The following is a 24527-nucleotide window of genomic DNA, read 5'->3' on the forward strand; positions in this document are numbered from 1 at the left end:
CAATATGCAGAAAGAAATTCCACAATGCGGAATAATGGTGCTATGCGGTGGTCAGGGGCATGTCGGATTTAAGCCTTATTTACGACCTTCGTGCGCTTGCGGCGCGGAGAGCCTGAGCCTAGGTTGGCCGAAAGTTGGGCCAGATGGCCGAGGCAAAGGGGAGCGCTGCCATGCATATGAGTGACCAGAGAGAGATTGCCGCACCAGTGGCCGAAGTTTGGGCTGCGCTTTTGAGTGCGGATACGCTTCTGGCCTGTGTGCCGGGCGCCAAGGAAGTGACCGGAAACGCGGAAGAGGGCTTTGAGGCCACCGTGGTGCAGAAGGTCGGTCCGGTGAAAGCGACCTTCAAAGGCAAGGTGGAGCTGTCCAATCTGGTGGAGGGGCAGAGCCTGACCCTGACCGGCGAGGGCAAGGGTGGCGCTGCGGGCTTCGCCAAAGGCGGCGCGGATGTGACACTGGCGGAAAGCGAGACTGGCACGCTTCTGACCTATGAGGTCGAGGCAAAGGTTGGCGGGAAGCTCGCACAGCTTGGCAGTCGGCTTATTGACGGTTTTGCTAAGAAGATGGCCGACCAGTTTTTCACAAACTTCCAGAGCGCGTTGGAAGGTCCGGCAGAGACAGAAGAAGACAGCGCTGACGCCGGTGATGAAGCCGGTGAAAAGAAAGGTCTGTTCAAGCGGCTGACCGGCGGCTAAGCGCGCGTCTCATTGATTTCAACCGCATCGGTGCAGAAAATCTGTGCGCCGATGCACATCACAGTCTCGTGAAATTGCACTTGGCCTGACGGCACCGCCTGTTAGGTTGTGGCCTTCAATGGAGAGGGGCCGCGATTGTGATTGTAGAGATTGAAGACCTGCGCAAAACCTATGCTGGCGGCTTTGAGGCCCTCAAGGGCATCACTCTCAGCATTGAGCGCGGAGAGATCCTGGCGCTTCTGGGGCCAAACGGAGCAGGCAAGACCACTCTGATTTCCACGATTTGCGGGATCACCATGCCGGGGGCTGGGCATGTCCGAGTTGGCGGGCATGATGTGGTGACCAACTACCGTCAAGCGCGCGCGATGATTGGTCTGGTGCCCCAGGAGATCAATCTGGAACCCTTCAACAAAGTGATCGATACGGTGACCTACACACGCGGCCTGTTTGGCAAGCCGCGTGATCCTGCCAAAATCGAAGCGATCCTGAAGCAGCTGTCACTGTGGGACAAGCGCAACTCCCGTGTGATGGAGCTTTCCGGCGGCATGAAGCGGCGGGTGCTGATCGCAAAGGCGCTGAGTCATGAGCCAGATGTGCTGTTTCTGGATGAGCCAACGGCGGGCGTTGATGTGGAGCTGCGCAAAGACATGTGGGACATCGTGGCCGGCCTGAAGGCGCAGGGTGTCACCATCATCCTGACGACGCATTACATCGAAGAGGCCGAGGCGATTGCTGACCGTGTGGGGGTGATCAACGGCGGCGAACTGCTGTTGGTTGAAGAGAAGGACGCGCTGATGGCGCGGTTGGGGCAGAAAACCTTGCAGATCGACTTGCAGGAGGCGGTTGCTGCAGTGCCGGAGGCGCTGACAAGCTATCAGCTGGAGCTGGTCGAAGGTGGCGCAGCGTTGCGCTACACCTATGACACGCGCGGGGAGAGCACAGGCATCACACGGCTTTTGAGTGATTTGTCCGCCGCAGGGTTGTCCTTACGGGATCTGCAGACCCAGCAGTCCAGTCTTGAAGATATTTTTGTGGGTCTGGTTTCGGAGGGCGCAGCATGAATTGGGCAGCAGTCTGGGCGATGTACTACGCGGAAATGACACGATTTTTCCGCACGATTGCGCAAAGCTTCATTTCGCCGGTGATTTCCACATCGCTTTATTTTGTGGTGTTTGGCGCAGCCATTGGCAGCCGGATTGATCAGGTGGAAGGTGTGAGCTACGGCGCGTTTATTGTGCCGGGGCTGATCATGCTGTCGGTGATGACGCAATCCCTCTCCAACGCCTCCTTTGGCATCTATTTTCCGAAATTCATCGGCACCATCTACGAGTTGCTAAGCGCGCCGGTGAACTTTCTGGAAATCGTGCTTGGCTACGTTGGCGCAGCGGCGACCAAAGCGCTTTTCATTGGCGTAGTGATCCTTGCCACAGCCATGTTGTTTGTCGATGTGCCGATCCAGCACCCCGGCGCGATGATCCTGTTCTTGGTGCTGACATGCCTGAGCTTCTCGCTGTTTGGCTTTATCATCGGCATCTGGGCCGGAAACTTTGAGCAGTTGCAATTGATCCCGCTGCTGGTGGTGACACCGTTGGTTTTCCTTGGCGGATCTTTCTACTCGATTTCGATGCTGCCCCCAATCTGGCAGAAGATCACGCTGTTTAATCCGGTGGTCTATCTGATCTCGGGCTTCCGCTGGTCCTTCTTTGGCACCGCAGATGTGCCGATCGGCCTGAGCCTGTTGGCGATTGGCGGGTTCACGGCGGTCTGTCTGGCCGCGATCTGGTGGATCTTCAAAACCGGCTGGCGCATTCGCAACTGACGCCACGGCGCTGTGCAGGCCGGTAAGTTTTTTGGCATCAAACAGCGCTTTCCTTGGGGGCTTGCCTTGTGAAAGGCAGATGCGCGTTCTACATCCGATCAGATGAAACGCTTGAACCCTTTTGCCAAAAAACCGCCTGTGGTCGCCGTGATCCGGCTGCAAGGCGCCATCGCTGCGGGCACGCGCGGGCAGCTCAATGATGCCACGCTGGCGCCGGTGATCGAGAAAGCCTTCAGCAAAGGCAAGCCAGCGGCTGTGGCGCTTGAGATCAACTCGCCCGGTGGCAGCCCCGTGCAAAGCGCTTTGATTGGCAGTCGCATTCGCCGTCTGGCGGAGGAAAAGGGCATCCCGGTGATTGCCTTTGTCGAGGATGTTGCTGCCTCCGGTGGCTATTGGCTCGCGGCCGCAGCGGATGAAATCTACGCCGATGACAGCTCCGTGGTTGGCTCCATCGGGGTGATTTCCGCAGGATTTGGCGCGAATGTGTTCCTGTCCCGTCAGGGCTTTGAGCGCCGCGTGCATACGGCTGGCAAAAGCAAGTCGATGATGGATCCGTTCCGCCCGGAAAAGCCCGAAGATGTGGCGCGGCTGAAGCAAATGCTCGAGCAGATCCACGAGAACTTCATTGATCACGTGAAAACGCGGCGTGGCAGCAAGCTGGCGGATGAGCCGGAGCTCTATACTGGTGAAATCTGGATTGGCCGCAAAGCCAAAGAGGTTGGCCTGATTGATGACATCGGGCATCTGGTGCCGGTGCTGAAGGCGCGATTTGGCGAGAAGGTCAAATTCCGCCGCTACGGCGTGAAGCGTTCGGTTCTACAGCGCTTTGGCGCAACGCTTGCGCAAGATGCGCTGGCTGGGATCGAAGAACGCGCAGAATTCGCGCGCTTCGGATTATAGAATGCTGGTAAAGATCGTTTCCTTTTTCCTGATCGGCATGGCGGTTCTGGCCATGTTTGGCAAGCTGCGCTTGCCGGGGCAGAAGCTCTTGGGAAAGAAGCGGTTGCAGTCAAAAAAATGCCCCAAGTGCGGGCGCTTCCAAATTGGCAAAGGGCCGTGCCCCTGCCGAAAGAACATGGGGTAACACATGGAATGGCTGCTGGTTGGGCTTGGGCTCGTGATCCTGCTTTTGGCAGGCGATGCGCTGGTACGTGGCGCGGTGAACGTGTCCTTGCGGATCGGAATTCCGGCGCTGATCGTTTCGCTGACGATTGTGGCGTTTGGCACCTCTGCCCCTGAGCTTCTGATCTCTATTGAGGCGGCGTTGAAGAACGCACCGGGCATCGCATTGGGCAATGTGGTTGGCTCCAATATCGCCAACGTGCTGCTGGTGCTGGGCATTCCGGCGCTGCTCGCGCCGATCCAGACCAGCCATTGCAACTCGCGGCGCAACTATGTGCTGATGATTGCCGCCACAGTCCTGTTTATCGGCGTGGCGAGCGCCGGCTTCTTCACATTTACCAGCGGTCTGATCCTGCTCGCTGGCCTGACCATCGCTTTGGGCAGTGCGTTTTATCAGGCGCGCTGTCACCGCAAGGCCGAGGCGGCCTGCGCAATGGAAGACGAAGAAGAGGTCGAAGGCGCAGACCCGGATATGCCCTGGTGGCGCATTTTTGTGTTCCTGATCCTTGGCCTGATCGGCTTGCCGCTTGGCGCTGATCTGATGGTGGACAACGCCGAAGTCATCGCCCGCCGCTATGGCGTGAGTGACACGGTGATCGGCCTTACCTTGATTGCGCTTGGCACCTCTTTGCCGGAGCTTGCAACCACGGTCATGGCCGCGCTGCGCCGTCAGGCGGATGTGGCTCTGGGCAATGTGATCGGCTCAAACCTATTCAACCTTCTGGCCATCATTGGTGTGACATCACTCATCCATCCGATCCGCGTGGACCCGGACTTCTTCGAGTTTGATTTCTGGGTGATGCTGGCGTCTTCGCTGCTCTTGATACCGTTTGTGTTCCTACGACAGGATCTCACACGTATCTGGGGTGTTGTCTTTACCGCGCTCTATCTGATCTACATCGCGGTGACGTTGACTTAAGGCAGGAGAGCACAGTGCGGGCATTGGTGACAGGCGCTGGGGCGCGGCTGGGACAAGCCATGGCAGTCTATCTGGCGGCGCGCGGCTATGATGTGGCTGTGCATTATGCCAGCTCTCGTGTCGGCGCGCTGGAGACCGTTGAAGCCATTGTGAAAGCTGGGGGGCGCGGCGTCACGCTGCAGGCCGACCTGCTGGACGAAACCCAAACGCAAGCACTCTTGCCGCAGGCTGCCGAAGTGCTGGGTGGGCCGATCACATGTCTGGTCAACAATGCCTCGATTTTTGAACAGGACAGCCTGCAGGACGCCACGCGCGAAAGCTGGGACCGCCACATCGAAAGCAACCTGAGGGCGCCATTTGTGCTGTCACAGGCTATGGTGGCTCAAGGCCTCACAGCGACCTCTGATGAGGCAGGGGAGCCGGTCGCGGCTGGTCTGATTGTGAATATGCTCGACCAGCGCGTGCGTAAGCTCACGCCGGAGTTTGCGTCCTACACCATTGCCAAGATGGGGCTGTGGGCGCTGACCCAGACAGCGGCGCAAAGCGCTGCGCCTCATGTGCGGGTGAATGCCATTGGTCCGGGCCCGACATTGCAGGGCAGCCGGCAATCTGAGGCGGACTTTGCCGCGCAACGCGCGAGCACCGTTCTACAACGCGGGGCGGATGCGTCTGACATATGCGCCGCACTGGGGTACCTGTTGGATGCAAAAGCCGTGACCGGGCAGTTGATCTGTGTGGATGGTGGCCAGCATCTGGCCTGGCAGACGCCGGATGTTTTTGCCAGCGAATAACGCTTTGGCGCGCAGAGCCGATCATACATTGGGAAAGCATCTTTGAAGACATTCGTAGCTTAGAATGGTTCTGAGCCGCGCGAGTTGTGCACTGTTCACAGAGCTGTCATGTTTTCGTTACTTTTTGTTAATGATTTCAATAATTTGTGCATCGCAAAAAATAAAAACAAGTAAAATCAATTGCTTGCATATGTGCTTAAAAAATAGGCATGATAACAAGTTGCGTTAAAAATAAGGGATTTCTTTACGGCTGAGAAAGATATCTCCAGAGTTATCCACAGTTTCCGTGGATGTAATTCTTCTTGCCCCGCCGGGCTTAAGATTGCAGGCCGACCAAAAGAATCATATTTGTCGGTCATGACGTCTGACATCGAAATTCCCTCTGCCGGCCCGACCGGTCACGCTTGTATTCAGAGCTATCTCAAAACCTTGGATGGCTCCCCCGGTGTGTACCGGATGCTCGATGCGCAGGCGCGGGTGCTCTATGTCGGAAAGGCGCGGAATTTGCGGGCGCGGGTGTCGAACTATGCGCGGCCCAGTGGGCATTCGGGGCGGATCGCGCGGATGATTTCCGAGACCGCGTCGATGATGTTTCTGACCACAAAGACAGAGACCGAGGCGCTGCTGCTGGAGCAGAACCTGATCAAGCAGCTCAAACCCAAATACAATGTGCTGCTGCGCGATGACAAAAGTTTTCCCAATATTCTGGTCAGTCGCGCCCATGGGTTCCCCCAGATCAAAAAGCACCGGGGCGCTAAGAAAGAGAAGGGCAGCTACTACGGCCCGTTTGCCAGCGCCGGGGCAGTCAATCGGACGTTGAGCCAGCTGCAGAAGGTCTTTCTGTTGCGCAACTGCTCGGATGCGATGTTTGAAAGCCGCTCGCGGCCCTGCTTGCTGTATCAGATCAAGCGCTGCTCTGGGCCGTGCGTGGGGCGGATCAGTGAGGCGGATTATTCGGAGAGCGTGCGGGATGCGGAGCGGTTCCTGTCTGGGCGTTCGACCCAGATCCAAGAGGCGCTGGCAGCGCAAATGCAAGAAGCCTCTGATGCGATGGAGTTCGAAAAGGCCGCCGCGCTGCGGGATCGGATCCGGGCGCTGACGACCGTGCAGTCCGCGCAAGGGATCAACCCGCGTGGGGTGACCGAGGCGGATGTGATCGCCCTGCATCTTGAGAACGGGCAGGCCTGTGTGCAGGTGTTTTTCATTCGTGCACATCAGAACTGGGGCAACCGCGATTTCTATCCGCGGGTGGGCAATGAGATTGATGCCGCCGAAGTGCTGGAAGCCTTTATTGGGCAGTTCTATGATGGCAAGGAGCCTCCGCGTCAGTTGATCCTGTCTCATCCCATTGAAAATGAAGAGCTTATGGCAGAGGCCCTGGCCACGAAAGCGGGGCGCAAGGTGGAGATCCTTGTGCCGCAGCGGGGCGAGAAGGCTGAGCTTGTGGCCGGCGCGGCGCGCAATGCCCGCGAGAGCCTTGCGCGCAAGATGAGCGAGACCGCAACGCAAGCCAAGCTGCTGTCGGGCATGGCAGAGGCCTTTGATCTGGACGGGCCGCCGCAACGCATCGAGGTCTACGATAACAGCCACATCCAAGGCACCAATGCCGTTGGCGGCATGATCGTGGCGGGGCCGGAAGGCTTTATGAAAAACAGCTATCGTAAGTTCAACATCAAAGGGGTTGACCTGACGCCGGGCGATGACTTTGGTATGATGAAAGAGGTGCTCACCCGGCGGTTCAAGCGGTTGCTGAAGGAGGATCCGGATCGCGATCAGGGCATGTGGCCGGACTTGCTGTTGATTGACGGCGGAGCCGGTCAGGTGAGTGCGGTGCATGAAATCATGGAAGAATATGGCGTGGAGGACATCCCTATGGTGGGCGTGGCCAAGGGTGTTGATCGAGACCACGGCAAGGAAGAATTCTACCGGATCGGCAAACGCCCGATGGCGCTCAGACGCAATGATCCGGTGCTCTATTTTGTTCAGCGCCTGCGCGATGAGGCGCATAGGTTTGCGATCGGGACCCACCGCGCAAAACGCGCCAAAGCCGTGGGCGCGACCCCTCTGGACGATGTACCAGGTGTGGGCGCGACGCGAAAACGGGCGTTGTTGGCACATTTTGGCAGCGCTAAGGCGGTCTCCCGCGCCAATCTGGCGGATTTGAAAGCCGTTGATGGCGTCTCCGACAAGCTGGCTGAGACAATTTACGACTTCTTTCACGAACGCGGATGAAGCGGCCGCGCGGTGTGTGTTGCGCCGTAAGGCGTGCTCTTGCTGCCGCAGGTGCAAGGTGAGGGCTTTTGATTGCGGAGAAAAGTGCTTAGGAAGTGGCTATGACTTGGAACATTCCCAATATTCTCTCCGTTCTCCGCCTGATCGCCGCGCCCATGATCGCGGTGATGTTTCTCTATTTTGAACGGCCCTATGCGGATTGGTTTGCGCTGATGCTGTTTCTGGTGGCTTCGGTCACCGATTGGTTTGACGGCTATCTGGCGCGGCTCTGGAAGCAGGAGACGCGGCTGGGGGCGATGATCGACCCGATTGCGGACAAAGCCATGGTGGTGATCGCGCTGATGGTGATCGTGGGGTATTCCTCCATGTCGCCCTGGCTGGTGCTGCCTGCCACCGTGATCCTGTTCCGCGAAGTCTTTGTGTCTGGCCTGCGTGAGTTCCTTGGCGATGTGGCCGGAACACTGAAGGTGACCAAGCTGGCCAAGTGGAAAACGGCCACGCAAATGGTTGCGATTGCTTTCCTTTTTGGCCAGGGCGTGTTTGAGCATTACCTTGGCATGTCGGCCTGGGGCATGGATCAGGCGATGGTCGATCAGATCATGCTTGGGGAAATCGAAGACCTGCAGGGGCTGCGCTGGAAGCACGCGGGCATGGTCTGGTCCGGCTGGATGGGACTTTGGTTGCTCTGGATTGCGGCGGCGCTGACCGCTATCACTGGGATTGACTATTTCAACAAGGCCAAGCCGCATCTAAAGGATTGATCGCTATGGATGTTCTCTATTTCGCATGGGTGCGTGAACGGATCGGGATCCCCAAGGAAAAGGTGGAGACCACAGCCAAGACCGTGGCCGAGCTGGTTGAAGAACTCAAAGCGCGCGAAGAGCGCTATGCGGTGGCCTTCTCTGATCTGAGCGCCCTGCGGGTGGCTGTGGATCAGGAGCTGACAGACTTTGACGCCTCTATCGAGGGCGTGCGCGAAGTGGCATTTTTCCCACCAATGACAGGCGGTTAAGAGGAGCAGGCCATGCGGGTTGTTGTGCAGGAAGCGCCGTTTGACTTTGGCAAGGAAGCGCAGGATTTTGCCAGCGGCCACAGCAATATGGGCGCGATTGTCACCTTCACCGGTGTGGTGCGCGATGCCGACAAGGGCGGCATGGATCGCATGGTGATCGAACACTATCCCGGCATGACCCAGAAGGCGCTGGAGACTATCGCCGAAGAGGCGGTAAGCCGTTGGAATCTCGGCGATGCTTTGGTCATTCACCGCCATGGCGAGCTGCGTCAGGGCGATATGATCATGATGGTGGCCACAGCCGCGCGCCATCGTGTGGATGCCTTTGAGGCAGCAGAATTCCTGATGGATTACCTGAAGTCCCGCGCGCCGTTCTGGAAGAAAGAATACACCGCAGACGGGGCCGAATGGGTGGCCGCGAAGGATGCGGATGAGGACGCGCTGAGCCGCTGGTGACCCTCACCGAGCACAGCGATGTGTCGGGCCGTTAACCAAAAAATTCTGCCAAAACCGCACGTCGGTATCGCGTCGGTATCCCTACGGTATCGCGTAAGTGCGAAATTCCGTGTCGGACAAATGGGCAAGTGTGACCCGGCCGCGCTGCGCAACGGGACGTGGGGCAACAGTATTGCGCGCCACAAGCCGTGTGTTTTCCAAATCGAGAACGACGCGAAAGTTGCTTGCTGGGTTTGGGCTCATGATCGTCGGCGGGGGACTGGTTGATGGCACGCGGTTCAATGGCTGTCACACTGCATTCGTTCTCTTGGGAGTTGGAGTGGGAGTTATGGCTGAAAGGTTTATTCTGCTGACTGGGTGCTCGGGCGGAGGCAAATCGACCCTGCTGAGTGCCTTGGCCGCGCGCGGTTGTGCGACCGTCCCAGAGCCGGGCCGACGCATCATCGCTGAGCAAGTGGCAGGCGGAGGCAAAGCGTTGCCTTGGGTCGATATGGAGGCTTTCGCACGTCGGGCCATCGAGGTGGCTCGGTCAGACCTAGCGGCGGCGCAGGTGCTTGAGGGGCCTGTCTTCTTTGATCGCGGTCTGATCGACGCAGCCGTGGCCTTAGAGCACTGTGGCGGGGGTAAAGTGCGCGACACGATTGGCGAGTTGCTGCCCTATGCAAAGCGGGTCTTCGTTGCGCCGCCGTGGCGTACGCTGTTTGTCAACGACGCGGAACGCCAGCACAGTTTTGAGGCAGCGGTCCAAGAGCACATGCGCATAGAGGGGGCATTGGATCAGCTCGGCTATGAGCAATATGTGCTGCCCAAGATGTCGGTGACGGCGCGGGCCGACATCATTTTAGAGCAATGCGGGTTGTAAGGGGCGAACTGCCTTGGGAGGGCGCCTTGGCGACCGACATCTGCTATTTGACCTGATGCCTCGGACTTACCGCCCCAGCTGGCCGCGGAGCTCTTCGGCTTCCTGGCGGGCGTCGCGCAGGCCGTCCATGGCGGCGGAGAGTTCGGCTTCGGTCTGGGTGAGCTGGTTGGTCAGCTCCGCCTCGCGCTGTTGCAGATAGGTGATCGCCTGATCGCGGGTTTCCTCGGCCTCGTGCAGCTCCTGGCTCATGCGTTCCAGCTGGTCCACATCCGACTGGGCCACGCGGGTGAAACGGTGCACCAGCCAATTGGCAAACCACCCCATGCAAAAGGCCACAAACAGGATCACGGCTGTGGTCAGGATGAACTCAATACGCGTCATTGCTCTTCTGTCTCCTCGCCGTCGTTCTGCGCGGCGTTTTCGGTGGATGGGGCCTCTGCTGCTGCCTCTGGCTGGCCCTCAACTTCGGATTCTTCGGTGGTTTGGTCGGTGGTTTCTTCAGAGGTCGCTTCCGGCGCGGCCTCGGTGGCTGCTTCGGTGGCTGCCTCAGAAGCGGCCTCGGACGGGGTTGTCTCTACGCCCTCAGCGTCCTTTGCCTCACCCTCTGCCTCAGCGGCCTCAACGGTTTCGGTGCCTTCGGGCAGGATGCGGACAAACTCAATCCGGCGGTTGGCTTCGCGGCCAGCCTCGGTGCCGTTGTCGGCGATGGGTTGGCTTTCGCCATGGCCCACGGCGACAAAGCCGGAGGTGAGCACGCGGCGGTCCTGCAGGGCGGTCAGAACGGCCTGGGCGCGGGTCTGGCTGAGCGCCTGGTTCATGGACTCGCGGCCCTGACTGTCGGTGTGGCCTTGAATTTCGATGCGCAGGTCGGGGCAGGCTTCGAGCTGTTGGGCCAGCTCGTCGATGATTGGATCGGCGCTGGCGTCGAGCGTGCCTTTGCCCGGTTCAAAGGCGATCTTGGTCTCGTTTTGAAGCGCTTGGATGTTGGCCATGCATTCCTCGGCGGTGGGGATGCCTGCCAGCGGATCAAGCGCCTCCACATAGGTCACGTTGATGGCGAAGTGGTCGGTCTGGCTGAGCTTGTCCGCCAGAAGTTGTGCGATGCGGGCGTTGGCCTCGGTGCTGCCGGTGTTGCCGGAGACAGAGACAGCCTCAGGGGTGATCTGCAGCACGCCGTTGTGCAGCAGCGAGAGCGCATCAAGGCCGGCCATCACACGGAAGGGCCAGGTGCGCGGCAGGGTTTCGTCCAGACGGGTGGCCATATGCACGGTGTCGCTGCTGAAGCGGGCGCGGGCATAGCTTTCTGTTGTGTCACGCGCGATCTCATTGGGCAGGCGGCCGCGCAGTTGCAACAGGCCTTCCGGGCTGAGCGTTGCGGTGAATTCCTGTGCGCGGGAGGCGTCGTCGTCCTGCTGCGGGGCAGGCGGCAGGATGGCAAGCAGGGCGAAGGCTTCGGGCAGGGCGGCTTCGGTTTCGGCTGCGACTTTGTCAAACAGGGACTGACCGGTGCCCTGCAGCGCGGTGAGGGTCACATCCGCATCAGAGATGGTCAGCGTGCCGCCGCCAAGTTCGGCAAGGCCTGCGAGAGAGGCTTCCACCGCTTGCGCCCAGCGGGTGGAGGGCACGCCGAGGCCGATCACACATTCGCTCTCAGCCTCCATGCCTGCGGCGCGGGCGGCTTTGAGGATGCGGGCCTGGGCGGCTTCGGTGTCGGCGGAACAGGCGTCAAAGCGGGCGCCGTCTTCATTGAGCACAAAGCGCAGGGTGAAGGGGGTGATCACCGGACGGGGTGCGGAGATGGCGAGGTTCACCTCTACGGTTTTGGGGGCACGGCGCATCAGGTCGTGTTCCAATGCGGCGCGGGCCTCGGCGCTGTCGGCCATGGCGGTTACATCCACGCGGCCTGCCTCAACAGAGATCTTGGCGCGGGGCAGTTCTTCCAACGCGCCCAGAGCGAAGCGCACCGCAGGGCGCCAGCCAGCGGGGGTGGCGTAGTCGGCGGTTTCCAGAAAATCGGCCACGTCCTGCGCGCCGGAGGCCTCTTTCAGATCGTTGATGATCTGGGTGCGGTTGGCGTTTTTGGGGATCAGGCCAATGAGGGAGATGCCCGCGTCATTGCGCAGGATTTCCACGGAAAAGCGCGGCGGGGCGATGGCGGCGGTGGCCGGGACCTGCATGTTGTCGATCACGCGGGAGGCGTCGACGATGCGGCTGGCGGCGGACACGGCGCGGAAGCGGTCGGCCTCGGTCGGGGCCACGCCGGCGAGGAAGATCTGCAGCCCTTCGGCATAGACCTCGGCCCAGTCCATATTGTTCTCGGCCAGCTCACGCTCCACGGCGGTGCTTGAGGTCTCTTCTATGAGATCGGCGGAGAGGCTGGCGGCGACGAGGCTGAGAAGGGCCGCAGTTGCGAAGGTGACAAAGAGGATCAGTAAGGAAGAAAGTCGCATTCAGAGGTGCAGTCCGGCCGTTGGTTGCCAAGGTGATACGACGCTGCGCGCGCGCTTGCAATCACAGGAAAATTGCGGTGGCGAAAAACAGCAGAGGGATCAGCCCCGCGTCGCGGTTGGAGCGGAACAGCATGACTAGCCGCTCGGCGTCGTCGGTCTTCAGCATCCGCAATTGCCACTGCATGTGCCAGCCCATGGCCACCGGCCCCATCAGGGCCACGGCCAGTGCCAGCGGGGAGTGCGGCAGCGCTGCCATCAGCGCGGCCAGCCCCATCAGGGCCACGGTCGCGATCAGGAAACCCTGTAGCCACTGCGGGCTGTTCTCGCCAAAGAGCCGCGCGGTGGATTTGATGCCGATGAGCGCGTCATCCTCGGTGTCCTGATGGGCATAGATCGTGTCATAAAACAACGTCCAGGCGATGCCCGCCACATAGAGCACCACGGCGGGGGCATTGAGCGTGCCGGTGTGGGCGGTCCACGCCAGAAGCGCGCCCCAGTTGAAGGCCAGCCCCAGAAACACCTGCGGCCACCATGTGAAGCGTTTCGCGAAGGGATAGATGGCCACGGGAATCAGCGAGGCAATGCCCAGTAGGATGGCGGTGAGGTTGAAGCTGAACAGGATCAGCGCGGCGATGAGAGCCTGCGCCACCATCCAGACAGCGGCCTGTTTGGCGCTGACCTGACCGGAGGGGATCGGGCGGGAGCGGGTGCGCGCCACCTGCGCGTCAAACTCGCGGTCGGTGATGTCATTCCATGTGCAGCCTGCGCCGCGCATCAGAAACGCGCCAAGTGCGCAACCAAGGGCGATCCAGAGATCGTGCCAAGAGGCCTGCCCATCCCAGAGCATGGCGAGCAGCAGGGACATCCAGCAGGGCAGCAACAGAAGCCACGTGCCAATCGGGCGGTCGGCGCGGGACAGCCGCAGGTAGGGGCGGGACCACGCGGGCGCAAGATGGTCGACCCAATTGCCGCGCACGGCGTCAGAGACCTGACCTTTTGGTTCTTCCTTCGCGGGCGTGTCGGCCATATGTAGGTTCCTATGAAACAGGCAAAAGTCAGACTGTATGTAGAGCAGGGGCTGGGGGAAGGGCAAACCATTCCTCTGACCAAAGAGCAGGCGCATTATCTTTTCGGGGTGATGCGGATGGCGGTGGATGATCCGGTGCTGCTGTTTAACGGGCGGGACGGCGAGTGGCGCTGTCGCGTGACCGTGGCCAACAAGCGCAACGGCGAGCTGGTGTGTGAGGCGCAGACCAAGCCTTTGCAGATGCCCCCCGATTTGTGGCTGTGTTTTGCCCCGATCAAAAAGGCGCGCACGGATTTCATCGTGGAGAAGGCCGCCGAGATGGGCGCGGCCCGGATTGTGCCGGTGAACACCGATTTCACCAACAGCGAACGCATCCGTCAGGATCGCCTGCAGGCCCATGCCGTAGAGGCCGCAGAGCAATGTGGCGGCACCTATGTGCCGGAGGTTGCGGAACTGACCAAGCTTGAGCGGCTGTTGGCCGATTGGCCTGACGGGCGGCAGTTGATGTTTTGTGATGAAGCTGAGGTGGGCAGTGCAAAGCACCTTGCGGCCTCAGAGGGTGGACCCTGGGCTATTCTGATTGGACCGGAAGGCGGGTTTAGTGAGGCTGAGCGGGAGAAGCTCAAGGCGCTGCCCTTTGCCCATGTGGTGAGCCTTGGGCCAAGGATCTTGCGCGCGGATACAGCGGCGGTGGCGGCGATGACGCTCTGGCAGCAGGCTCTGGGGGACTGGGGATGAGCTGGCGGGAGATTGACCAGAGTGATCTTGCGTGGGTGGAGGCTTTCCTGAGAGAGCACATCCAGAGCTCGATGTTTTTTCTGGGCAATCTCCGCGATCATGGTCTTGGTAGCGCCGCGCCACGTGGGTTGCAGATCTGGGCGCGCACTGATGGTGCGCCGGCGCTGTTTGCGCGCACCAATGAAGGTATGATTCTGTTGCAGGCGCCTGACGCCGCTGCGGCGGACTGGCAGGCGGCGGGGCCGCTGTGGCAGGGCCGTGCGGTCTTGGGCGTGCTTGGTGAGGCGCAGCAGGCGGCGCTGTTTCTTGAGGTGTCGGGCCTGAACACACGACCTACCACGATCAGCCGACCGGAACCGGGATACCGTCTGGCGCTGGATGCCCTGCAGATGCCGGATTGTGCCGGGTTTGCGCTGTGCCCGATCACGCCGGATCTGCAGCATTTGGCCGAAGATTGGCGCGCGGATTACAACGCGGCGGTGATGGGGCTGAGCCGACTGGCGGCGGAGCAGACGGCAAAACAGGATATTGCCGCCTATATGGCGCGGGACAGTCACCGCATTCTGTTGCGCGAAGGCGTGCCTGTGGCGATGACCGGTTTTAATGCCAGCTTGCCGGATGTGGTGCAGATCGGCGGTGTCTACACGCCGCCGGAGCAGCGCGGGCAGGGGCTGGCGCGGCGGGCGGTGGCGTTGCATCTGGAGGAAGCCAAGAAAGCAGGGGTGACGCAGGCGATCCTGTTTGCCGCCAGTGCGGCTGCGGCGCGGGCTTATGAGGCCATAGGGTTTGAACTCAACGGGCAGTTTACGATGGCTTTGTTTGCGGATGTGGAGGCGCATGCGGGATGAGGTTTTATTTGTGTCGTTCCCATCGAGAGGGCAGTGCCCAGCCGCGGGCGGGAAGCGAAGCGCCCGCCCATGGGGGCGGTTGGGCGCTGCCCGGCGGTTCCGCCGGGCGAAGGCTATGAGGAGTACACTATGAGTTTCTTTCGACCGGAAGCGCGGGCGGCTTTGGTGCAATGGCGCGAGACCTTGGTGGGGGCGGCGGTGTTGCTGCTTGGGCTGTGGTGGGCCAGCGGCTTTGGCCTGTTGAAATGGCTGGGCATCGGGCTTGTGGCCGTGGGAGCTGTGCTGATCGTCAGCGGCATTCAGCGGGCGCGGTTTCGGATTGGGCAGGGTGGCCCCGGCGTGGTGCAGGTGGATGAGGGCGAGGTGGCTTATTTCGGCCCGCTCAACGGCGGCAGCGTGGCGATGCGCAGCCTCAGCCGCGTGGTGCTGGATGGCCGCAGTCAGCCACCGGTCTGGGCGCTGTATCAACCAGGGCAAGCTCCGTTGCACATTCCTGTGAATGCGGCGGGGAGCGATGCGCTGTTTGACGCCTTTGCCAGTCTGGACGGCATCAAGACCGAACATATGCTGGCGCAGCTGAAGGCCGCGCCTGATCACCCGGTTGTGATCTGGGCAAAAGAGGATCGCAGGCTGCATTGACACGGCCTGCAAAAAACCCCACCACAGACGCCTGAAACCAGTCTCAGGAGCAGAGCAAACGCCATGTCCATTCCCCAGTCCGGCGGCGGCCCGATCGAGCATCATGACCAGTTGGCTGAATACCTCAGCTCCGGCTGTAAGCCGCGCGAAGACTGGCGGATCGGCACCGAGCATGAGAAATTCGGCTACTGCAAGGACAGCCTGAAACCCCTGCCATATGAGGGCGAGCGCTCTATTCTGGCAGTGCTGGAAGGGCTGCGCGACGGTCATGGCTGGGCCCCTCTGGAAGAAGGCGGAAAGCTGATCGGTCTGGAAAAAGACGGCGCCAATGTGAGCCTTGAGCCTGGTGGGCAGCTGGAGCTGTCCGGTGCGCCGCTGGAGAATATCCACCAGACCTGTGACGAGGTGAATCAGCACCTCAAAGATGTGAAAGACATCGCCGACAAGATTGGCGTGGGCTTCATTGGCCTGGGTTCGGCCCCGATCTGGAGCCATGACGAGATGCCGGTGATGCCCAAGGGGCGTTATAAGCTGATGACCGACTACATGGACCGCGTGGGCACCATGGGCAAGGTCATGATGTATCGCACCTGCACCGTGCAGGTGAACCTCGACTTCTCAAGCGAAGCGGACATGGTGCAGAAGCTGCGCGTGGCGCTGGCGCTGCAGCCGGTGGCCAATGCGCTGTTTGCCAATTCGCCGTTTCTGGATGGCAAGCCCAATGGGGTGAAATCCACCCGGGGTCTGGTCTGGCGGCATCTGGATGATGCGCGCACCGGCATGTTGCCCTTTGTGTTTGAAGAGGGTTTTGGCTTTGAGCGCTGGGTGCAGTATGCGCTGGATGTGCCGATGTATTTTGTCTACCGCGATGGCAAATACATTGACGCGTTGGGCATGAGCTTCCGCGACTTCCTCAAAGGCGAGCTGCCTGCGCTGCCCGGTGAGACCCCAACCCTAAGCGACTGGGCAGACCATCTCACCACCGCTTTCCCGGAGGCGCGGATCAAGAAGTTCATGGAAATGCGCGGGGCCGATGGTGGCCCGTGGCGGCGTCTCTGTGCCTTGCCTGCCTTCTGGGTGGGGCTGATGTATGATCAATCCGCGCTGGATGCGGCCTGGGATCTGGTCAAAGGCTGGGATGCGGAAACCCGTGAGGCACTGCGTGTGGCGGCGAGCGAACAGGCGCTGCAGGCCCAGGTGGGCAAGATCAACATGCATGAGCTGGCGCGCGAAGTGCTGAAGATCTCTGAAGCGGGCCTGAAAGCGCGCGGGCAGGCCGGAGCTGGCGGGCTGGTGCCGGATGAGACACACTTCCTCAGCGCGTTGCAGGAAAGCGTAGAAAGCGGTCAGGTGCCTGCCGATGAGCTGTTGTCGCAGTACCACGGTGACTGGGGCGGCGATCTGACCAAAATCTACGGCGAACACAGCTACTGATTTTAAGGCTGATTTGAAGGGCTGCCCCTCTCAGGGGAGGGCGGTCCTCAGAGGCGTATCTACAGCAGATGCGCTTCTTTCTGACAGGGCTCGGGGAATTGGGCGATCTCTTCGTCAGAGAGATCCAGAACGGCAAAGACCTCAGGATAGCCCTGCACAATCATGACATCGTTGTCGTATTGCATGGCCTGCGCGAGGTCGATGAACATATCGGCAAAGCCGGTTGTGGCCTTATCCGGGGCAATCAGGCAGACGGTGATCTTGTGACCGTATCTGGCATGGATCTCTTGTGAGGTTTTGGCAAAGGCGAGCAGCTCGTCAAAGCCGATGTCAAAATTGGTCACCGCGCTGAAATCCACAACCTCATTCATGCCGCGTTTGAAATCCGGAGAGGTGTAGGCCTCGCGCCAAGGATCTCGAAGACCCTCAAGTGTTACACGGCCGGAATACATAACATGCACCACGGAGAGCTCTGTGAGGATGTTGGCTTTGGAGGACATATTGTCGGTTCCGAAAATGTCTTGTCTCCGGTCAAGGCGGAGGGCGTGAATAATCTTAGCGGCTGGTGTGCCCAGTTCTAGAAGTTTGTTCTGCACAGGTGCAGTTAAACTTGTACTAAAACTATAGCTACTTCTCGGATCTCAAAGAAAAAAGAGTAAATTGAATGCAAATTTCTTTGCTGCCGGAGTTGCGTGGCGTTCCGGGCGGTCGGGGAGGTTTGGCATGCATACAGCCTTAAGGTGAATGTGCGCGGTCGCGATCTTGATTTGAGCCAGTGATCCACGGCCCTGATGCGGTGCATAAGCGTCGGACGCAAGGCAAGGTGATACCGATCCGGCCATTTTTTGTCTGACAAGCCAAGCCTTTGCGGATTTTAGGCATTTGCCTGTGTGAAAAGGGCGCGCGTGGCCGCTGATCCAGCTGCGCACATCTGCGGGATGTGCGGTACTGGTGCCGGGGCCGTTTCAGCATGAGAGATCTGGTGAGTTTGGCAGCTCTTTCGGCCGCGTGTATCGGGCGTCGCGCTGGACTTGGGCGCTGCCGCGTTAGTGTCTCGTAAATCAATCTGTGGGCATCTGGGAGGGACCAGAACAGAGCGCAGCCCGTGAGGTCAAAGGACGTCAAAGGCGCGCGTCATGCGGTCGCTTGGGCCGCTTGGACTAGCAGAGAGAGAACAAGAACAATGGGCGAAGCCGTGATGAACCTTGTAAGTCACTCCGTGCCGACACTGCAGTTGTCGGATGCGGCGCTTGATATTTATGAGGGTGTGCAGGCGCTGCCAATTGTGTCGCCGCATGGGCATTGTTTGCCGGAGTGGTTTGCAGAGAACCGCCCGTTCTCGGACCCGGCAGAAGTCTTCATTGATCCGGATGTCTCCGTGATCCGCATGTTGCTGAGCCAGGGTGTCTGGCTGGAAGACATCGGCATCGGTGTGCCCAGAGAGGCGCGTAACCCGCGCGCAGCATTCCAACTGTTTGCGAACCACTGGCACAAGTTCCGCGGCACGCCGAGCCATCTGTGGATTTCCCATGCGCTTGTGCATGTGTTTGGCGTGGCGATGCCGCTGAACGCGGAGACCGCAGACAGCATATATGATCGCGTGGATGCGGAGCTGAAATCCTCGCGCATGCGGCCTCAGGCGCTGTTGCAGAGCTTCAATATTGATGCGCTGGCCACAACCGACAGCGCGCTTGATGATCTGACCAGCCACAAGGCGGCGCGTCTGCAGAAGCTGCGCGGCAAGATCATTCCCACATTCCGTCCGGATTCCGTGCTAGACCCGACCCATCCGGATTTCCGCGCCGATGTTGCGACGTTGGGGGAAATCACTGACGAGAACACTGCAAGTTTTGCAGGATACCTTGAGGCGTTGCGTGAACGGCGGGCCTATTTCATGGCAAACGGGGCAACCGCCACGGATCATGAAGTGGGTGAGCTGGCCACGTGCTATCTGACGGAAAAGCGTGCGGCGACGCTGTTTGCCAAGGCGTTGGCCGGAAAGATCACACCGAAAGAGTCGCAGGGTTTTTACGGGCATATGCTGACCGAAATGGCGCAGATGTCAGTGGAAGACGGGCTTGTGATGCAGATCCGTGGGGGTAGCATGCGCAACACCAACAAAGTGCTGCACGGAAAATACGGCCCGCAGGTGGGGGCCGATATGCCGGTGGGCGCGAATTGGGTGCGCGGTCTGGATGCGCTTCTGGCGCGGGTGGGCAACGTGCGGGAAATGAACATCCTGCTCTTTACCCTTGATGAAAGCGCTTTTGCCCGCGAGCTTGCGCCGATGGTCAGCCATTGGCCGGCGTTGCGGCTCGGCGCACCTTGGCGCTATTCGGACAGCGCAAACGGCATCGCGCGGTATCTGGATCAGGTTGTGGAGACCGCCGGGTATTGGAACCTTGCCGGGTTCAATGATGACACGCGCGCGTTCATGTCCATTCCTGCGCGTCACGATATGTGGCGGCGCGGCGTGAGCCAGCATCTGGCACAACAGCGTGCGCGCGGTGTGCTGACCCGCTCTGATGCCAATGAGATCGCCCGGCTGCTGTGTCGTGATCTCGCGATTGACGCCTATAAGCTTGGCAGTGTTGTGTGATTTGTGAGCCGCCCGTTGGGCGGCTTTCTTTTTGCGCGCTTTCTGCCTGAGCGAGTCTCTGATTCTTTGCAAGTGATTTCTGCGGCCTGTGCCAGAGGCAGATTTTGCCCTGTGGCCTGTGTTTTGGGGCAGGTTTGAAGGTGGTATTTGCCTCAAATGCGCGGGGTTTGAGTCAGCTTTTGTTAAGGGTTTGGCGGCTGGATTTGTGGAGTTTTCGGGGCTTTTCGGCGCGTTGGAACGCGGTTTTCACGGCGGTGTGAAACCTGCAATGTACTTAAAAATATAGGAAAACTGCGCCTCTCTTCCTTGGGTTGAAAGACGGGCGCGACGCGATAGAGCGTCAGGCCCAATCTCTAGCGCCGAAGAGGGACTGCGGTACCGTCGCCTGCCGCTGGGGCAGGAAGGCGCGCGTCGCGCAGTCTGTGCCCCGAATTCTGCACAAGTGTTATCAGATCAGTAACCACTTTCGCCAAAAATGGAGCCACGGAGACAAGAAATGGCTTCGTGATCGCCGCCGTACAGAAGTGCATTTGGCGACAATGGAAAAAGTCCATTTGTACCATTGGGTTACGCCCGTTGGGCGCGAAACAGAAAGTTGACGACCAAAATGGATACAGACGTAAGAACCGCTGGTCTCAGGCATCATTCCGAAGAGCTTTCGGGATGTGCACTGGGCGGTGCGGCTGGGGGCGCTAACCTGATCGGGCAGGGTGCCCCTGAGGGTGCAATTCGCAGGTTAGCCCCCAAGTCTGGCCCTGACGGCACCGGCCAGCCGATGTTTCGCTCGCAACGGGTGGCGCAAACCAGCGCATAAAGGCGACGCCTGATGAATTTACACCCTCTGACACGTCCGCTTTGCCCCCCTCAGGTCTCTTTTCTGCTGCTGTCTGGCGGTGTGGGCGCACGGGCGGAACACCATGAACCCAAACAGTTTTACAAACTTGCCGGTCATCCGATGGTGGCGCATTCGCTGATTGCGGCGGTGCGCTCGCCGCATGTGGCCGAGGTGCTGATCAACGCGCCAGAAGGGTTTGAAGAGCGCACGCAACAGCTGATGGAGGCCTATTGCGGCAGCTTGCCGTTTCAGGTGGTGCCTGCTGGGGCAACCCGTCAGGAAAGCTGCGCGGCGCTGGCGGCGGCGGCGTCTCACGATGTTGTTGTGCTGCATGAGGCGGCGCGGCCGTTCATCAACCCCGAAATGCTGAGCGATCTGATTGCCTGTGAGGCCGAAAACGCGGGCTATTGCCACGCGATTGCCTTTTCCATGTGCCGGATTGATACCGAAACCCGCGAAGTGCGGCGCGGCGTGTCGCGCGACAGGGTGTTTGACATTCAGCTGCCGCAGAAATTTGACCGTGACACGCTGCGAAAGGCGCATGCTGCCGCGCGCAACACCGGGGCGGTTTACAATGAGGACAGCGTCATGGTCGTGGAAATGACCGGACAGCCGGTGCAGGCGCTGGAAGGGTTCAGCCGCAACCGGAAAGTGACGACGCCCGAGGATTTTGTCATCGCGCAAGAGATGATGAAGGGGTTTCACACCAACAGAAAGGCCGCCGCCCATGACTAAGACTGTTTTGATCAGCGGCGCCTCCAGAGGCATCGGGCTGGCCACGGCGCGGCGCTTTGCCCGCGGCATGGATGATGTGGCCTGTATCGTGATGGTGGCGCGCCGCTCAAGGCATTTTGACGATGCGGTGGCTGAGGTGCGCGCGATTGCTGGCAACCGTCAGATTGTGGCGGTTGAGGCGGATCTCTCTGATCCGCAGGCGGTGTCGGATGTGTTTGACCGGCTCGCGGCGGAAAACATCGCCATCACCGCGATTGTGAACAACGCAGGGTTCACCAAGCCAGCGTCGATTAATGAAACCGATATGGCGGATTTTCAGCGCACGATGCAGATCAATCTCTATGCGCCGTTCCGTTTTGTGCAGGAGGCGCTGTTGCGCAGCCATCCCCTTGAAAAGGTCATCAATATCGCCTCCACGGCCGGTGTGAGTGGGCGCTCTGGCTGGATGAGCTATTCCACCTCCAAGGCGGCGGTGATCAATATGTCAGAGGTTATGCGCGAGGAGCTTGCGCCTTACGGAATTGATGTGGTCTGCCTGAGCCCTGGGCGCTGTGCCACCGATCTGCGTAAGACCTTGGCCCCGGATGAAGACCCCAGCACGATCATGCAGCCGGAGCATGTGGCGGATGTGATCGCGATGATGTCCTCCCCCGCAGGCAAGATGCTGATGAGCGAAAATCTGGTGGTGCGCTTGTGATCTGATGCTTCTGGCGCGCACTCCCAATCCGGATATTTCCCCCAAAAAACCGGCTGCCGCGCCGGAACTTCAGGATATGGAGACGGGGCAATTGCGCGTGTCCGCGACGTCGGGAGGGTTGCCGGATCAGGCGGTCTATCTGGACAGTCCGGTGCTCTCAGCGGTGACACAGATCCGGCCGTTTTTTGAAAGCGGGGCCTTTGGCATCACCGATACGCCGTTGTTTTTGCGCCAGAAACCGCTGCTACGCTTTCAGCGTGCTTTGGGGCGGTTGCCTCAGGAACTGGATGTCAGATGGATCAGGGGACGGGCTGCGCGCCTGCCGGTGGCGGCGGGCGGGGTGGTGTTTTATCCGTTTAATGCGCGCTCCAATCTGCAGACGGTCACGCGGCGGGATATTCGCCATTTGCTGACCCTGCATGGGGAGAGCAATAAAGGCGCGTCGATGCGCCCGGCCGCACGGATTTATGATTATGTCTCCATCGCCGGTCCACTGGCACGGGACCGCTATCTGAAAGCGGGGATTTTCACCGCTGATGACGTGGACAGAGGGCGGCTGGTGATGATGGGCGACACCTTTGTGCAGCCCATGCCGGAAATCCGTGCCGCGCGCAGCTCTGATGCGGATCCGGCCCTGTTTTACGCGCCAACCTGGGAAGGCTTTGGCGGGCAGGCGGACAACTACAGCTCGCTCTCGGGCCTGCGCGGCTTTGCGGCGGTTTTGGCGGCGGCCAAGGCGACAGGCCTGCGCCGCGTTGTCATCAAACCGCACCCTTATCTGGGCCTGCTGCGCCCCGCGATCACCCGCAGCTTTGTCGCCGGGGTGCGCCAGTTGCGGCAGGCGGGGCTGCGGGTCTCGGTGATGATGGAAGACGCCAGCGTGCCGCTGCGCCTTGCGTGTCTGCGCTTGTTGCGCAAGGCGCAGCATTTTGTGCCGGATCGCGCCGCGCCGCTGCCGGTTGCGCTGGGGCTGTGCGATGTCTCCGGTATGGAGGCGATCTTTCTCAAGCAACGCATCGCCCATCTGGTTCTGAGCCGCGAAGACGCGGTGCCGCGCGATTTGGCCGCGCTCTATCTGCGCAAGGCGCTGCTGCCGGACAGTGATATGGCGCGGGTGCTGGCCCGCTATCTGGCGGAGGGTCAGGAGATCGACGCCGCCCACCGCGCGCAGGTGTTTGGCTGGACGGAGCCGTCGCTGGCAGACCGGCCAACCTTTGCCGCGCGCGGCTGGCTACTGGAGTATGTGAAACGTGATCCGTTCTGGCGTGTGGCAGGCGGGTGAGACGGCACGAGTGGGCAGGATTTGTGGGCGCATGTGGAGATGCTGACATTTCGTAAACCCTTCGGGCGTAAACTGGGCAGTAACCAATGGGGCGGGGGCCTCACATTCCGCCAGAAGGGGCCAGAAAGGGACGGCATGGCTGAAATCAAATTGCTCAAACCGGTGCCTGCGTTTGATGGCCCTCTTGGCGTTGTGCAGGCGGGGCCGAAAAACGCGCCGCATCGGCGCAGGCGCTGGGGGCTGCTGGCCTCTTTTGTGGCGCTGTTTCTGCTGCCGGTGGCCATGGCGGCGAGCTATTTCGGCTTTGTTGCGACAGACCGTTACGCGGCCAGCGCGAGCTTTGTGATCCGCTCTCTTGATGGCGGCGGCACGCCGGATCTGATGGCTTCGGTCACCGGATTTCCCGCCAGCAGCAGCCATACCTCTGACAGCTATGTGGTGCGCAACTATCTGGAAAGCCCGGACCTTCTGCGCGAGATCGATGATGAGCTCAATCTGCGCGGTCATTTCTCCCAAGACCATATTGACCCGATTGCCCGTCTGAAGCCGGAAAGCAGCTTTGAGGATATGGTGGAGTATTGGCAGTGGCGCATCAGCACGAGCTATGACAGCACCACGGGCATTGTGAGCTTTGAGGTGCAGGCCTTTGATCCCGGCACGGCGGTGCGGGTCGCGCGCAGCGCGCTGGCGGCCGCGGACCGGCTGGTCAACGACCTTTCTGAGACCGCGCGGCGGGACTCGGTGCAATTTGCCGCTGATGAGGTGGCCCGTGCGGAGGCGCGGGTGCGTGATGTGAGCCTTGATCTGGTGGCCTTTCGCGCAGAAAGCGGCGCGGTGGACCCGATGGTCAATGCGCAATTGGATGCGGAGCTGGTCTCGTCGCTGGAGGCCAAGCTGGTGAAAGTGCAGTCCCAGATTGATGAGGTGGCAGGCTCTGTCGGGGAGAATTCGCCCATCCTGAAACAGCTCAATCGTCAGGCCAAAGCCTATCGCCAGCAGATTGCAGAGCGCAAAAGCCTGATCGGCGCGGCGGGGCAGGCGGCAAGCGCCAAAACCGCGGAAACGCTCGCGGGCTATGAGGCGCTGGTGATCGAAAAGCAATTTGCTGAGCAAACCTATGCCTCTGCCATGGCCTCGCTGGAAGCTGCGCGGCTGGATGCGGACCGGCAACAGCGCTATCTCGGCGTGTTTACCCGGCCCTTTGTGCCCAGTGAGCCGGCTTACCCGCTGCGGCTTCGGGATTTCCTGCTGATTGCTGCCGCCGCTTTTGCCGTCTGGGCGATTGCCGCCCTTGTGGGCTTTGCGGTGCGCGATCATATGCGGTGAGGGCACGGA

At 60.3% G+C, this 24527-nt stretch carries 25 protein-coding genes; 21 read left to right on the plus strand and 4 right to left on the minus strand.

Features of this window, described 5'->3' with window-relative positions:
• Positions 1-170: 170 nt before the first annotated feature.
• The 12 genes from J7412_RS19300 (at position 171) to J7412_RS19350 (ending at position 9908) form a co-directional block, all read left to right on the plus strand.
• Positions 171-695 carry a carbon monoxide dehydrogenase subunit G gene (locus J7412_RS19300; protein WP_209080605.1) on the plus strand — a complete coding sequence of 175 codons (525 nt, stop codon included), beginning with the start codon at positions 171-173 and terminating at the stop codon, positions 693-695.
• A gap of 137 nt (positions 696-832) precedes the next feature.
• Positions 833-1756 (plus strand): ABC transporter ATP-binding protein, encoded by a 924-nt coding sequence (locus J7412_RS19305; RefSeq protein ID WP_348539475.1) that lies wholly within the window; start codon positions 833-835, stop codon positions 1754-1756.
• Positions 1753-2514, plus strand: a complete 762-nt coding sequence (locus J7412_RS19310; protein WP_209065839.1) for an ABC transporter permease — start codon at positions 1753-1755, stop codon at positions 2512-2514. The genes J7412_RS19305 and J7412_RS19310 overlap by 4 nt, the downstream gene beginning before the upstream one ends.
• A 102-nt stretch (positions 2515-2616) precedes the next feature.
• On the plus strand, positions 2617-3414 hold the full coding sequence (locus tag J7412_RS19315; protein WP_209080606.1) for a S49 family peptidase: 798 nt from the start codon (positions 2617-2619) through the stop codon (positions 3412-3414).
• Between the two features lies 1 nt (position 3415).
• Positions 3416-3598: a hypothetical protein gene (locus J7412_RS21910; RefSeq protein WP_247738937.1), complete on the plus strand. Its 183-nt coding sequence runs from the start codon at positions 3416-3418 to the stop codon at positions 3596-3598.
• Positions 3599-3601: 3 nt separating this feature from the next.
• Positions 3602-4555 carry a calcium/sodium antiporter gene (locus tag J7412_RS19320; RefSeq protein ID WP_209065841.1) on the plus strand — a complete coding sequence of 318 codons (954 nt, stop codon included), beginning with the start codon at positions 3602-3604 and terminating at the stop codon, positions 4553-4555.
• 14 nt (positions 4556-4569) lie between these two features.
• Positions 4570-5346 (plus strand): SDR family oxidoreductase, encoded by a 777-nt coding sequence (locus J7412_RS19325; protein ID WP_348540514.1) that lies wholly within the window; start codon positions 4570-4572, stop codon positions 5344-5346.
• 357 nt (positions 5347-5703) lie between these two features.
• On the plus strand, positions 5704-7578 hold the full coding sequence (gene uvrC, locus J7412_RS19330) for an excinuclease ABC subunit UvrC (RefSeq protein ID WP_209080608.1): 1875 nt from the start codon (positions 5704-5706) through the stop codon (positions 7576-7578).
• 101 nt (positions 7579-7679) lie between these two features.
• Positions 7680-8339, plus strand: coding sequence for a CDP-diacylglycerol--glycerol-3-phosphate 3-phosphatidyltransferase (pgsA, locus tag J7412_RS19335; protein ID WP_209065844.1), 660 nt, complete (start codon positions 7680-7682; stop codon positions 8337-8339).
• Between the two features lie 5 nt (positions 8340-8344).
• A complete protein-coding gene (moaD, locus tag J7412_RS19340) occupies positions 8345-8590 on the plus strand; it encodes a molybdopterin converting factor subunit 1 (protein WP_209065845.1) in 246 nt (81 codons plus the stop codon).
• A 12-nt stretch (positions 8591-8602) separates the two neighbouring features.
• A complete protein-coding gene (locus tag J7412_RS19345) occupies positions 8603-9046 on the plus strand; it encodes a molybdenum cofactor biosynthesis protein MoaE (RefSeq protein ID WP_209065846.1) in 444 nt (147 codons plus the stop codon).
• 328 nt (positions 9047-9374) lie between these two features.
• A complete protein-coding gene (locus J7412_RS19350; RefSeq protein ID WP_209080610.1) occupies positions 9375-9908 on the plus strand; it encodes an AAA family ATPase in 534 nt (177 codons plus the stop codon).
• A 66-nt stretch (positions 9909-9974) separates the two neighbouring features.
• Here the strand turns inward: J7412_RS19350 and J7412_RS19355 are convergent, their stop codons facing one another.
• The 3 genes from J7412_RS19355 to ubiA form a co-directional block, all read right to left on the minus strand.
• Positions 9975-10289 (minus strand): hypothetical protein, encoded by a 315-nt coding sequence (locus J7412_RS19355; protein WP_209065848.1) that lies wholly within the window; start codon positions 10287-10289, stop codon positions 9975-9977.
• Positions 10286-12358 (minus strand): OmpA family protein, encoded by a 2073-nt coding sequence (locus tag J7412_RS19360; RefSeq protein ID WP_209080612.1) that lies wholly within the window; start codon positions 12356-12358, stop codon positions 10286-10288. Before J7412_RS19360 ends, J7412_RS19355 begins: the two co-directional genes overlap by 4 nt.
• Positions 12359-12419: 61 nt before the next feature.
• Positions 12420-13385, minus strand: a complete 966-nt coding sequence (ubiA, locus tag J7412_RS19365) for a 4-hydroxybenzoate octaprenyltransferase (protein WP_247744021.1) — start codon at positions 13383-13385, stop codon at positions 12420-12422.
• Positions 13386-13397: 12 nt separating this feature from the next.
• On the opposite strand from ubiA, the gene J7412_RS19370 reads away from it, so the two are divergent.
• The 4 genes from J7412_RS19370 to J7412_RS19385 all read left to right on the plus strand — a co-directional run bounded on the left by J7412_RS19370 (position 13398) and on the right by J7412_RS19385 (position 17044).
• Positions 13398-14123, plus strand: a complete 726-nt coding sequence (locus tag J7412_RS19370) for a 16S rRNA (uracil(1498)-N(3))-methyltransferase (protein WP_209080616.1) — start codon at positions 13398-13400, stop codon at positions 14121-14123.
• Complete coding sequence (locus tag J7412_RS19375; protein ID WP_209080618.1) at positions 14120-14971, plus strand: GNAT family N-acetyltransferase; 852 nt, start codon at positions 14120-14122, stop codon at positions 14969-14971. Before J7412_RS19370 ends, J7412_RS19375 begins: the two co-directional genes overlap by 4 nt.
• Before the next feature lie 129 nt (positions 14972-15100).
• Positions 15101-15610: a hypothetical protein gene (locus J7412_RS19380; protein WP_209065853.1), complete on the plus strand. Its 510-nt coding sequence runs from the start codon at positions 15101-15103 to the stop codon at positions 15608-15610.
• Between the two features lie 63 nt (positions 15611-15673).
• Entirely contained in the window at positions 15674-17044 is a 1371-nt protein-coding gene (locus tag J7412_RS19385) for a glutamate--cysteine ligase (RefSeq protein ID WP_209080620.1), read from the plus strand.
• A gap of 59 nt (positions 17045-17103) precedes the next feature.
• On the opposite strand, the gene J7412_RS19390 is transcribed toward J7412_RS19385, so the two are convergent.
• On the minus strand, positions 17104-17544 hold the full coding sequence (locus tag J7412_RS19390) for a hypothetical protein (protein WP_209080628.1): 441 nt from the start codon (positions 17542-17544) through the stop codon (positions 17104-17106).
• A gap of 698 nt (positions 17545-18242) precedes the next feature.
• Here J7412_RS19390 and uxaC point away from each other — a divergent pair.
• From uxaC to J7412_RS19415, 5 genes are all read left to right on the plus strand, one after another.
• Entirely contained in the window at positions 18243-19643 is a 1401-nt protein-coding gene (gene uxaC, locus J7412_RS19395) for a glucuronate isomerase (RefSeq protein WP_209080662.1), read from the plus strand.
• Positions 19644-20469: 826 nt separating this feature from the next.
• Positions 20470-21213 (plus strand): 2-C-methyl-D-erythritol 4-phosphate cytidylyltransferase, encoded by a 744-nt coding sequence (locus tag J7412_RS19400; protein ID WP_209080664.1) that lies wholly within the window; start codon positions 20470-20472, stop codon positions 21211-21213.
• Positions 21206-21910: an SDR family oxidoreductase gene (locus J7412_RS19405; protein ID WP_209080666.1), complete on the plus strand. Its 705-nt coding sequence runs from the start codon at positions 21206-21208 to the stop codon at positions 21908-21910. The genes J7412_RS19400 and J7412_RS19405 overlap by 8 nt, the downstream gene beginning before the upstream one ends.
• A 4-nt stretch (positions 21911-21914) precedes the next feature.
• On the plus strand, positions 21915-23192 hold the full coding sequence (locus J7412_RS19410) for a hypothetical protein (protein WP_209080668.1): 1278 nt from the start codon (positions 21915-21917) through the stop codon (positions 23190-23192).
• A 135-nt stretch (positions 23193-23327) separates the two neighbouring features.
• Complete coding sequence (locus J7412_RS19415) at positions 23328-24518, plus strand: hypothetical protein (RefSeq protein WP_209080670.1); 1191 nt, start codon at positions 23328-23330, stop codon at positions 24516-24518.
• Positions 24519-24527: the final 9 nt, after the last annotated feature.

Source organism: Shimia sp. R9_3, assembly GCF_017743755.1.
Lineage (GTDB): Bacteria > Pseudomonadota > Alphaproteobacteria > Rhodobacterales > Rhodobacteraceae > Shimia.